Here is an 11,228-nt window from a genome sequence, read left to right on the forward strand (position 1 = left end):
ATAAATGGAATTAAGGGTATTGCAATTGCAATACCCTTTTCCGTCGCAGTTTCCCGTCATCTTGCAACGAAGAAACTATGAAAAACGCCATCTTCTATTTATTAGAAAAACTGCCATTAGAAAAACTGTCACCGGAAACGCTGTCATCGGAACCCTCATCGCCAGATGCTTTACAGCCACATGAATGGCTGGCATGCCAGCTTGCTGCTGACCAATGGCGGGCAGGGAAGCGGGTTCTGATTGCGTGTGAAAGCCAGCAACAGGCCGAAAAATTGGACGAAGCCTTATGGCAACGAGAGCCGAATCAATTTGTACCGCACAATCTTGCCGGCGAAGGCCCCCGTTATGGCGCCCCCGTGGAATTGTGCTGGCCCCAAAAAAGAGGTAATGCTCCCCGTGATGTGTTGGTGACACTGCTTCCTCACTTTGCAGACTTTGCCACGGCTTTCCATGAAGTGATAGACTTCGTTCCTATTGATGAAAATCTGAAACAGTTAGCGCGCGAACGATATAAATCCTATCGTAGCGTCGGCTTTCATTTGACCATGGCAACCCCACCAACCTATTAAATATCAAAAAATACAATGGAAAAGACACCCGCTACTCAAACGCAATCTGAGCCATCTCTCGATAAAACATACAATCCGACAGAGATAGAGCAACCCCTTTACAACCACTGGGAACAGAGTGGTTACTTCAAGCCGAATGGCGATACAAGCCGTGAAAGTTTTTGCATCGTCATTCCACCCCCCAACGTCACTGGCAGCCTGCATATGGGGCACGCATTCCAGCAGACCATCATGGATACCATGGTGCGTTACCAACGGATGCAGGGCAAAAATACCCTGTGGCAAGCAGGGACTGACCACGCGGGTATCGCGACCCAAATGGTTGTTGAGCGCAAGATCGCCGCAGAAGAAGGCAAAACCCGCCATGATTACGGCCGTGAAGCCTTTATCGACAAAATTTGGCAGTGGAAAGCAGAATCGGGTGGCAATATCTCTAACCAGATGCGCCGTCTGGGTAACTCGGTAGATTGGGAGCGTGAGCGCTTCACGATGGATGAAGGTTTGTCCAAGGCCGTTAAAGAAGCCTTCGTTCGCCTGTATCAAGAAGATCTGATTTACCGTGGCAAGCGCCTGGTGAACTGGGATCCGAAACTACGCACCGCGATTTCTGATCTGGAAGTCGAAAACCGTGAAGTGAAAGGTTCCATGTGGCACCTGCGCTATCCGCTGGCTGATGGCGTTAAGACCGCAGAAGGCAAAGATTACCTGATCGTTGCCACCACCCGCCCAGAAACCATGCTGGGAGATACCGGTGTTGCCGTTAACCCCGAAGATCCACGTTATCAGGATCTGATTGGCAAAGAGATCCTTTTGCCACTGGTGAACCGCCGTATCCTGATTGTTGGCGATGAGCACGCCGATATGGAGAAAGGCACCGGCTGTGTAAAAATCACCCCAGCCCACGATTTCAATGACTATGAAGTCGGTAAGCGCCATAACCTGCCGATGATTAACATCCTGACCTTCGACGGCAATATCCGCGAAGCCGCAGAAGTCTTCGACAGCAACGGCGAAGTTTCCGCTCACTACTCAACCGAACTTCCTGCCGAATACCGTGGCATGGAACGTTTCGCTGCCCGTAAAGCGATTGTGGCTGAATTCGAAAAACAGGGTCTGCTGGTTGAAATCAAACCTCATGACCTGACTGTGCCTTACGGCGATCGTGGCGGCGTGGTGATTGAACCTATGCTGACCGACCAATGGTATGTTCGCACTGCACCACTGGCAAAAGTCGCGATTGAAGCAGTTGAGAAGGGTGATATTCAGTTCGTGCCAAGACAGTACGAAAACATGTACTACTCCTGGATGCGTGATATTCAGGATTGGTGCATTTCCCGTCAATTGTGGTGGGGCCACCGTATTCCGGCGTGGTATGACGCACAGGGCAATGTCTATGTTGGGCGCGATGAAGACGAAGTTCGCCGCGAAAATAACCTGAATGCCGATATCATCCTGACCCAAGACGAAGACGTACTGGATACCTGGTTCTCCTCCGGCCTGTGGACATTTTCTACCCTCGGCTGGCCGGAACAAACCGACGCGCTGAAAACCTTCCACCCAACCGATGTACTGGTCAGCGGCTTCGACATCATCTTCTTCTGGATTGCCCGCATGATCATGATGACCATGCACTTCATCAAAGATGAAAACGGCAAGCCACAAGTGCCGTTCAAGACGGTCTACATGACGGGGCTGATCCGCGATGAAGAAGGCCAGAAGATGTCAAAATCGAAAGGGAACGTGATCGACCCTCTGGATATGATTGACGGTATCTCGCTGGAAAGCCTGCTGGAAAAACGTACCGGCAATATGATGCAGCCACAACTGGCTGAGAAAATTAGCAAGCGTACCGAAAAACAGTTCCCGGAAGGCATTGAAGCCCACGGTACTGACGCCCTGCGTTTCACACTGGCAGCGCTGGCGTCTACCGGTCGTGATATCAACTGGGATATGAAACGCCTGCAAGGTTATCGCAATTTCTGTAACAAACTGTGGAACGCCAGCCGTTTCGTGCTGATGAATACAGAGGGACAAGATTGCGGCCAAAACGGCGGTGACATGTCGCTGTCACTGGCCGATCGCTGGATTTTGGCTGAATTTAACCGGACAGTGAAAGCCTATCGTGAAGCGCTGGATACTTACCGTTTCGACATCGCCGCGAACATTCTTTATGAATTCACGTGGAACCAATTCTGTGACTGGTATCTGGAGCTGTCCAAACCGGCGATCAACAAAGGCACAGAAGCGGAAGTCCGCGCGGCTCGCCATACCCTGATTGACGTTTTGGATGGTTTGCTGCGTCTGGCACACCCCATCATTCCATTCATCACTGAAACCATCTGGCAGCGTGTGAAAGTTGTCAAAGGCATCGATGCAGATACCATCATGCTGCAACCTTTCCCTGAATTCGATCAGGCGAAAGAAGATGAACTGGCATTAAACGATCTGGAATGGATCAAGGAAGCGATCATTGCGGTACGTAACATCCGTGCAGAAATGAACATCGCGCCAAGCAAGCCGCTGGAAGTTTTACTGCGGGATGCAAATGACGATGCACAACGCCGCGTCGCTGAAAACCTCAATTTCATTCAGGCAATGGGTCGTCTTTCTTCTGTTAGCGTATTGGCAGCCGGAGAAGAAGCCCCGGTTTCTGTCACCAAGCTGATCGATGGGGCTGAAGTGCTGATCCCAATGGCCGGTTTGATTAATAAAGAGGCAGAACTGGCACGTCTGGATAAAGAAATCGAGAAGCTGGATAAAGAGATCAACGGTATTGAAGCTAAACTGGCTAACGAAGGTTTTGTCAGCCGTGCACCGGAAGCCGTTGTTGCCAAAGAGCGCGAACGCCTGATGGCCAACAGTGCCGCGAAAGAGAAATTACTCGCGCAAAAAGAAACGATTGCGGCATTGTAATTTTTCTTAGTTGAAATTTATTCATATAAGCCACTGTAATTTAGGTTGCAGTGGCTTTTTTGGTAATCTGTTTTTTTAATTAAACCACCATTGCACCGAAACAAAAAACAACAGAGAAAGTGCCAAACTCTTTAATATTGATTGCGTATATTTACTGATAAAATAAGCCAAAACCACCGTAATCAGGGAAAATAGGTATTTAACATCAAACTGTTCAATTAATTCACTTAGGGATAAATTATTCAATGAGATATTAACAATAATCGTTCCCAAAATAAAACAGATGGCATAATCCAGCGAAATAATCAGCAACCCTTTTTTCTTTAAAAAGCGATTATTATTCATCAAAAAAGGCGCTATCCTTAATATAAAACTGATTAACCCCATCAATACGATTAATAGCATCATGCTCTTCTGCCCTTTCTGATTTTCCGCTCAATAAATGCAATGCCTAATCCACATAAAACAGGCACTGCCAGATCAATTAATTTCATGTTCACTTCATTCAATAAGGGTGCGCAAATGCCGCCCATCACTGTCGCCAGAACAGACATATCCTTGCCCGAACGCTTGGCCGTCAGGGAGGCAAAATGAATCGGCACCAACATGACAAGAAACAGTGAAAGGGAACTATAATCCAGATATTCTGCCGACATATACCCCAATAAAGTGGCGCAGAAGGTAATCACAAAACAGGGAAGAGCAACGCCCAGATAAAAATGAAATTGGGATTTTCCATCCGTGATATTTTCCGCAGAAAGATGTGAATGCGTCACCGTATAAGTGCTGGCACTAAACCCTAACATCGACAGCAAAACATGTCGCTTGGGGACGCCATGAAAATATTGTGCCATCACCATCCCCATCAAGAAAAAGCGGAAGTTGATCAGCAATGCCAGAATGATGACAGATAGGATCGCCCCATCCGCCAGATAACCGACCGCAGCCACTTGTAACGGTGCGGCATAGACCAACAATGATCCCACCAACGTTTCCATTAATGGAACACCCTGACTTTGATAAAGCGCACCAATCGACGTAAAAATAAAGAAAAAGGAGATACAAACAGGCAAAGAATCAACCATGCCTTTTCTAAACAGTGAATTCAGCACTTGACACCTATCGTTAGCATTGTATTTAGGGTAACGGAAAGCCAATATATTTCATGATAAATATTATTAAGCAATAATCAATAGAAAACCCAGTTAAGCCCATTTATTATGCATAATATCAGGATATGATATAACTTTATTTTATATATAAGGCTTATGATATTACCGTTATAGTAGAAATAATTTAAAAAACAATAATTCCCTCTCGGAGAAATAACATGAAAGCGGTACTCAATATCTTATTAGCGGGTATTATTCAATGGGGTTTCACCTCTCTTGCCTATGCACAATCCACCCTTGATCACATTCATGCCACGGGAATATTCAAGATTGGCACGGAAGGTGCCTATGCTCCATTCAGTTATCATGACGCCTCTGGAAAGCTGACCGGATTCGATGTGGAAATTGGCCGTGAAATTGCGTTGCACATGAAAGTGAAACCTGAATTTGTTGAAGGCAAATGGGATGGCTTGATTGGTGGCCTTGATGCCGGGCGTTTCGATGCCGTGATGAACCAAATTGCCATTACACCGGAGCGCGAGAAAAAATACCGTTTCTCCCTGCCTTACGTGATTTCAGAGGCGGTACTGATCACCCGCAAAGAGAACAACGATATTAAGGCATTTAGCGATTTAAAAGGGAAAAAATCGGCGCATACCCTGACCAATAACTTTGCCCAGATCGCCAGACATTATGGCGCAGACATCATCGGGACTAATGGCTTCAATCAGGAAGTGGAACTGGTGAGTACAGGCCGTGCCGATGCGACGATCAACGATAAACTTTCTTACCTCGATTATAAAAAACATCGCCCAGATGCACCGGTAAAAATTGTTGCCGCAGATACCCAGGCAGCAAGGACAGCCGTACTGTTACGTAAGGACGACACTGAATTAAAAGCCGCCGTCGATAAAGCCATTACTGAAATAAAAGCAGAGGGTACGTATCAAAAAATTTGGGATAAATATTTCGCGGAAGGGACTGAACATTAATTAAAAATAGAGCCTGATGGAATAGGCTCTTAATAGATTATACCAATCTAACTTCAAGTTGCCGTTTGCAAACCAACGAGAGTGTTTATATCTCCCCGCGTAGCGGGGAGATATAAGACGTATCTTGAAAGGCGATTGGTATAAATCTATTTTCCATTCACCAAGTTCGAAATCACATTAATACCAATAGAATTGATGATTTCAATGAGAAAGACAGCAATATATCCAGCACGCCAGGGAGTTCTAAGCTATAACTTTATAATATATAACGTTCACCTTTTCTTGCCATATCATCATTCAAACAACCCTATAAAAAATAAATATATCTTTAGTCTCTATCAGGAAGGTTCTATGACCCCATCATGGCTCAATTTAGCGCTGGATTCCCTATGGCCGATGATTTACGCCGGCCTGACATTCACTATCCCCCTCACGCTGATTACATTCGCACTTGGGATCGCATTGGGGTTTATCGTTGCATTAATCAGGTTGTATGGCCCTAAGCCGCTGGTGGCTGTCGCTCGGTTCTATGTCTGGTTAATTCGCGGCACACCTCTACTGGTACAACTGTTCCTGATCTTCTATGCCCTGCCCAGCGCAGGCATTACACTGGAAGCCTTCACCTCCGCGATTATCGGCTTTACCCTGAATGTCGGCGCCTATACCTCAGAAGTGATCCGCGCCGCACTCACTTCGGTCCCCAAGGGACAATGGGAAGCCTCTCATTCTATCGGCATGAGTTGGTGGCAATCATTGCACCGGATCGTTTTGCCACAGGCGGCACGGGTTTCCATTCCGCCTTTATCTAATACCTTTATTTCCCTGGTAAAAGATACCTCGCTGGCTTCCGTCATTACCGTACCAGAAATGTTTCTGGCGGCACAGCGCATCGCTGCCGTCACCTACCAGCCGTTAATCCTGTATACCGAAGCGGCTATTCTCTATCTCCTCTTGAGTTCGGTGTTGTCAGCACTGCAAGTACGGTTGGAAAAGAAATTCGCCCAACAAAGCGGCAGCAATAATAAGGAAGCCAAAAATGATCCAGCTTACCAACATTGAAAAAAGTTTTGACGGACAGAAGGTGCTGAAAAATATTCATCTGACCATTAAAGAAGGCAGCCTGACGGCACTTATTGGCCCTTCCGGTAGCGGAAAAAGTACCTTGCTGCGTTGCATTAATCTGTTGGAGATCCCGCAAGCGGGTACGTTGGAAATTGGCAAAGAGCAAATTACCTTTACGGGTAAGGAACGATTGCCACACCGGGAAATCCAGCGTTTTAGCCTGCAAACTGGCATGGTGTTCCAGAACTTCCAACTTTTTCCGCACCTGACGGTGATTGAAAACATTATGGAAGGGCTGATTTGGGTACAGAAATGGTCCCGCGAACGCGCCAGAACACGGGCGCTGGCGTTGCTGGAAAAAGTCGGCTTATCCCACAAGGCGGACGTTTGGCCGTCTACCCTGTCGGGCGGTCAGCAGCAACGTGTCGCCATCGCCAGAGCGATGGCACCTTCTCCCAAGGTGTTGCTATGCGACGAGCCAACCTCGGCGCTTGATCCGGAGTTATCCAAAGAAGTCGTCTCGGTTTTAAAGCAATTAGCCAAAGAAGGCACCACCATGTTAATGGCAACCCACGATTTACGCCTGGCGGCCAATCTGGCCCATGATGTGATCTTTCTGGAATCTGGCGAGATTATTGAATCGGGGACGGCAAAAACCCTCTTTACCCATCCCAGTAAGATGCGTACTGTCGAATTTATCTCAACCCTGACAGAAACCTTACCGGATTGGGAAATATAGCGAGCAGTCACGTTTAATATCAGCAACATGAGTGATTTGGAGAAAAGCGATGAAAAAAATTTTGAGCCTGTTACTGGCGAGTGCGACTGCCCTTGCTATTTCTGCCCCTGGCTATGCCGGCAAAGATTTTGATGCCATAAAAGCCTCTGGCGTCTTTAAAATTGGTACGGAAGGCACTTATCCTCCTTTTACCTACCACGATGCCAGCAATAAATTAATCGGCTTTGACGTGGATATCGCGCGTGAAATTGCCCGACGTTTGAACGTCAAACCTGAATTTATGGAAGTCAAATGGGATGGCTTGATTGCAGGATTAGATGCCAAGCGTTTTGACGCGGTGATCAATCAGGTAGGCGTCACCCCAGAGCGGGCAGCGAAATACAGTTTTTCCATTCCCTATACGACTTCCCAAGTCGTGTTGATCACCCGTAACGATAACAGTGATATTAAAAACTTTGCTGATATTAAAGGCAAACGCTCAGCCCAATCACTGACCAGTAATTACGGGCAACTGGCAACTTCTTACGGCGCTAATTTGGTCAGTACCGATGGTTTTAATCAGGCCATTGATCTGGTCGCGACCGGACGTGCCGATGCCACACTGAATGATCGCCTGTCATTCCTTGATTTCAAAAAACAGCGCCCTAATGCACCAGTCAAAATTGTCGCCCAGCAAACGGATGCGAGTAAGTCAGCCGTCTTACTGCGTAAAGGGGATGCTGAATTACTGGAAGCGGTGAATAAAGCCTTGCAAGAGATAAAAGATGACGGTACGTATACCCGTATCTCAGATAAATATTTTGGCGTGGATATTTCCAAATAATTTTTACCTCTCATAATAATATGGCGGTGTTTTTATCAGGCCGCCTTATTCTCATTTTAAACGATGACCTTTCTGGATATTCGCCCTCTCCATGACAACGCCCTAATGAAATAGGAACCGATCGCGATTATCACTTTTATTTCATACTTTGAAATATTTTTGGGTAACGTCCATTTATTAAAAATAGCTTCTCCAAATTATATTCAGGCAATAATAAAACAACCATGACTAAAAATTAAAACGACAAACCTTACGCTAAAATCATTATTTATTGATAACAAGCAATACATTTAAACACACTAAAACATTTAACTAAATGTTATAAAAACTTATGATTCAGCCTATTCTGATGAAACTCAAAATATTAACAAAGGAAATTTACCGTTCATTATCAATGAGTTGAAAAAGAATAATTAAAAATATCAAACCAATGAATCATTCACCCTGCAAAAGGGAAGTTATTTAAAACATTTGAATAAGGAAAATAAATAATGCTATTGGAAATGATCACTGCTTATCGCAGATCTAATGCGCTGTTTGCTTTTGTCGAAAGCAAAGCACCACTGTATTTAAGCACTCAAGATGGCAAAACTGCGGAACAACTTACCCAACTATGTCACGTTTCTCAAGATAGATTCCATCGGTTATTAAATTATATGCAATCACTTAATGTATTAACAAAAAAAGAGGATAAATTTTACCTCACTGAGCAATACTCATCACTCAGTGATCCAGACAGCCTCGAAACACTACACATAAAATTCGAATTAAGCCCAACCTGCTGGAATGCTTGGTCACAATACAGCGCTTCCTTGAGTAAAATGAATAGTAAATCTGCTTTTGAACTTAACCATTATGAGACGTTTTTTGATTATTTAAGTCATGAAAATAATGAAGCCCTCAAAAATACTTTTGATCATTTAATGACAAAAATCACCAATGCAATGAATAAACATATTATTGAGCATCTGCCCCTAACTGGCATTTCTTCATTCATTGATATAGGCGGTGGCCAAGGCTCCTTAGCAAAAAATATAAAAATTCACTACCCACAGATTCGATGTCACGTGATGGATCAGTATGATTTTACCCGGCGAGAATCAGAAGGAGTCACTTTTATCAATGGTGATTTCTTCTCTGTTATTCCACCAGAATATGATGTTTATTGCATTAAAAATGTTTTGCATAATTGGCCGGATAATCAGGCCATTGATATTCTCAAAAATTGTCATAAAGCAATGAATGAAAATTCCGTTCTATATGTTATCGATATGCTTAAAGAGCAAAACGATGCCGATGCTGAGTCATTTGATTTACATATGGATACCCTTTTGTCAGGTAAGGAGCGGTATCGTTCAGAATTTGAATTCATTGCCAAACAGGCTGGATTCGCTATCACAGATACACACAACTTGAATTTTTCCCTAACGGGAGGCAGCCAATATCTTATTGAAATGAAAAAACAAAATTGAAATGAAAAAATTATCAATCACCCGAATGCCGGATAGAAATTTGGGTTAACCTTCTGTCACAAAAGGCAAAATGTCTTTTGTGACAGTCGTTGAATACCGACCCAACCAATAACCGAATTTATCATGTGAAATCTTTCATTATTCTTTCTAATTCATCACTGGGATTATAAATAAAAAACTCACCTTTCATAAGAACTTGGGCATTTCGCGGTACACTGGCATACTTTATATCTTCGCCATCATGCGTGATACTAAACTCAGATATTCCAGACAAGTGTTCAATACTCACCGTCGAATTACCATTAATCCTATTAGGATAATAGATATGACTGGCAACAGTACCAGAAAAACAGCAAGCAGCCGCTAAACAGCACCCACCTGATACGGCAATAGATAAATGGACATTTTTGGGTGTAAGATATCGGATACTAATATCACCTTCGGATAATGGCGGAGCAACAATGGCTATTTTAGGTTGGGTAATAGAACCTTTTAAATCCTTTTCATCCATCACTCCGCCATTTCTCTTACGGATGCCCATTTTAATCCCCATATCCACCCTGATTTTCATGATTTTTTCTTGTAATAGTTTATTATTTTTAATCTCATCGGGATTTTCATAACCGGTGATCCCTAAACTTTCTGCGTTAACAATGATCATCGGTACGGCGACATCGATACAAGTGACCGGAATACCATTCACTTTGTCAATCAGTCTCCCTGTCGGAAAAAGGGCTTTTGTTTTTGAACATGCCGGATCTTCAAATGACACATTAACTTCCGGGAAATCACCAATAACCCCCGGCATAGGTGCCAATTGGTATTTAGGCGATACATTCGCCATTGTGCATAAAATATTTTTATTGGTATTTGTATTATAAATCCTTAACTTTCCATCAGGCATTAACAACTTCTCTTCTGGGAGATCTCTTATCACCAAAGGTATTGATGATGTCATATTTCCGCAATTAACCTCCCACGATACAGTATTGCTCCCCTTCTCAAGTTGGGCAAAAGTACTCATCACCTTTTTATCTTTATAATCTATATCAATGATAAAGGCTTTATTGCTCGTTGTAGTTTCTCTACCCAAACCTTGAAGTTGTTTATTATTTTCATTTCTCCCTTGAAGGGAAACGCCCATTATATGCCTGAGAATCTCTTCTTTTAGTTCTTTTTTTTCTGGTAAATGTTTTTGTAGTAAAACGACGCCGGTTGAAGTCCCTCCTCTAACATAATAGAGAGGGATTCGAATGGGGAAAGATAATTTTTTCATATGATTACCATAATTAAGTTAGTTTTACTTTAATGGCCTTAATATAGATTGGAACATATCCACATCTCGTTGATAGGACAAACCATAATACCAGTCTCTCTTGAAGGTTTCCTTATGGTAAGTTTTAAATAATCTATCCCAAACCGGAAATATAAAAGAATAGTTAGAGTATATCCCAATAGGAGATATTTGATATTATAGTCAGCCTGTTTTTTTACATTTAGGGGATTTTTTCATGAATAAGAAATCAATAGCCCAATGGTTCATTTC

At 43.7% G+C, this 11,228-nt stretch carries 10 protein-coding genes; 7 read left to right on the top strand and 3 right to left on the bottom strand.

Going from position 1 to position 11,228, the window contains the following annotated elements; translation table 11 throughout:
* The first annotated feature begins 77 nt into the window (after positions 1 to 77).
* Positions 78 to 569, top strand: a complete 492-nt coding sequence (locus tag Xkoz_RS13075) for a DNA polymerase III subunit chi (protein WP_099142579.1) — start codon at positions 78 to 80, stop codon at positions 567 to 569.
* Positions 570 to 584: 15 nt separating this feature from the next.
* Entirely contained in the window at positions 585 to 3,482 is a 2,898-nt protein-coding gene (locus Xkoz_RS13080) for a valine--tRNA ligase (protein WP_099142580.1), read from the top strand.
* Between the two features lie 75 nt (positions 3,483 to 3,557).
* Here the strand turns inward: Xkoz_RS13080 and Xkoz_RS13085 are convergent, their stop codons facing one another.
* Both Xkoz_RS13085 and Xkoz_RS13090 read right to left on the bottom strand, forming a co-directional pair.
* A complete protein-coding gene (locus Xkoz_RS13085; RefSeq protein WP_141554419.1) occupies positions 3,558 to 3,890 on the bottom strand; it encodes an AzlD domain-containing protein in 333 nt (110 codons plus the stop codon).
* Entirely contained in the window at positions 3,887 to 4,594 is a 708-nt protein-coding gene (locus Xkoz_RS13090; protein WP_099142582.1) for an AzlC family ABC transporter permease, read from the bottom strand. The genes Xkoz_RS13085 and Xkoz_RS13090 overlap by 4 nt, the downstream gene beginning before the upstream one ends.
* Before the next feature lie 218 nt (positions 4,595 to 4,812).
* On the opposite strand from Xkoz_RS13090, the gene Xkoz_RS13095 reads away from it, so the two are divergent.
* From Xkoz_RS13095 to Xkoz_RS13115, 5 genes are all read left to right on the top strand, one after another.
* Entirely contained in the window at positions 4,813 to 5,586 is a 774-nt protein-coding gene (locus tag Xkoz_RS13095; protein WP_099142583.1) for an amino acid ABC transporter substrate-binding protein, read from the top strand.
* Between the two features lie 351 nt (positions 5,587 to 5,937).
* The gene (locus Xkoz_RS13100; protein ID WP_099142584.1) at positions 5,938 to 6,645 is read left to right on the top strand and encodes an amino acid ABC transporter permease; all 708 of its coding nucleotides are present in this window, start codon (positions 5,938 to 5,940) and stop codon (positions 6,643 to 6,645) included.
* The gene (locus Xkoz_RS13105; RefSeq protein WP_099142585.1) at positions 6,623 to 7,387 is read left to right on the top strand and encodes an amino acid ABC transporter ATP-binding protein; all 765 of its coding nucleotides are present in this window, start codon (positions 6,623 to 6,625) and stop codon (positions 7,385 to 7,387) included. The genes Xkoz_RS13100 and Xkoz_RS13105 overlap by 23 nt, the downstream gene beginning before the upstream one ends.
* A gap of 49 nt (positions 7,388 to 7,436) precedes the next feature.
* Positions 7,437 to 8,210 (top strand): amino acid ABC transporter substrate-binding protein, encoded by a 774-nt coding sequence (locus Xkoz_RS13110; RefSeq protein WP_099142586.1) that lies wholly within the window; start codon positions 7,437 to 7,439, stop codon positions 8,208 to 8,210.
* 491 nt (positions 8,211 to 8,701) lie between these two features.
* Positions 8,702 to 9,682 (top strand): methyltransferase, encoded by a 981-nt coding sequence (locus Xkoz_RS13115; RefSeq protein ID WP_099142587.1) that lies wholly within the window; start codon positions 8,702 to 8,704, stop codon positions 9,680 to 9,682.
* A gap of 121 nt (positions 9,683 to 9,803) precedes the next feature.
* Here Xkoz_RS13115 and Xkoz_RS13120 read toward each other — a convergent pair whose 3' ends face one another.
* A complete protein-coding gene (locus Xkoz_RS13120) occupies positions 9,804 to 10,958 on the bottom strand; it encodes a PrpF domain-containing protein (protein WP_099142588.1) in 1,155 nt (384 codons plus the stop codon).
* Positions 10,959 to 11,228: the final 270 nt, after the last annotated feature.

Source organism: Xenorhabdus kozodoii (assembly GCF_002632875.1).
In the GTDB taxonomy this organism is placed as follows: domain Bacteria; phylum Pseudomonadota; class Gammaproteobacteria; order Enterobacterales; family Enterobacteriaceae; genus Xenorhabdus; species Xenorhabdus kozodoii.

What these genes read in the sequence shown, in the direction of transcription:
- Xkoz_RS13100 (WP_099142584.1), top strand. Translation starts at nt 5,938, where the DNA reads ATGACCCCATCATGGCTCAATTTAGCGCTGGATTCCCTATGGCCGATG.
- Xkoz_RS13105 (WP_099142585.1), top strand. Translation starts at nt 6,623, where the DNA reads ATGATCCAGCTTACCAACATTGAAAAAAGTTTTGACGGACAGAAGGTG.
- Xkoz_RS13120 (WP_099142588.1), bottom strand. Translation starts at nt 10,958, where the DNA reads ATGAAAAAATTATCTTTCCCCATTCGAATCCCTCTCTATTATGTTAGA.
- Xkoz_RS13095 (WP_099142583.1), top strand. Translation starts at nt 4,813, where the DNA reads ATGAAAGCGGTACTCAATATCTTATTAGCGGGTATTATTCAATGGGGT.
- Xkoz_RS13110 (WP_099142586.1), top strand. Translation starts at nt 7,437, where the DNA reads ATGAAAAAAATTTTGAGCCTGTTACTGGCGAGTGCGACTGCCCTTGCT.
- Xkoz_RS13075 (WP_099142579.1), top strand. Translation starts at nt 78, where the DNA reads ATGAAAAACGCCATCTTCTATTTATTAGAAAAACTGCCATTAGAAAAA.
- Xkoz_RS13085 (WP_141554419.1), bottom strand. Translation starts at nt 3,890, where the DNA reads ATGATGCTATTAATCGTATTGATGGGGTTAATCAGTTTTATATTAAGG.
- Xkoz_RS13080 (WP_099142580.1), top strand. Translation starts at nt 585, where the DNA reads ATGGAAAAGACACCCGCTACTCAAACGCAATCTGAGCCATCTCTCGAT.
- Xkoz_RS13115 (WP_099142587.1), top strand. Translation starts at nt 8,702, where the DNA reads ATGCTATTGGAAATGATCACTGCTTATCGCAGATCTAATGCGCTGTTT.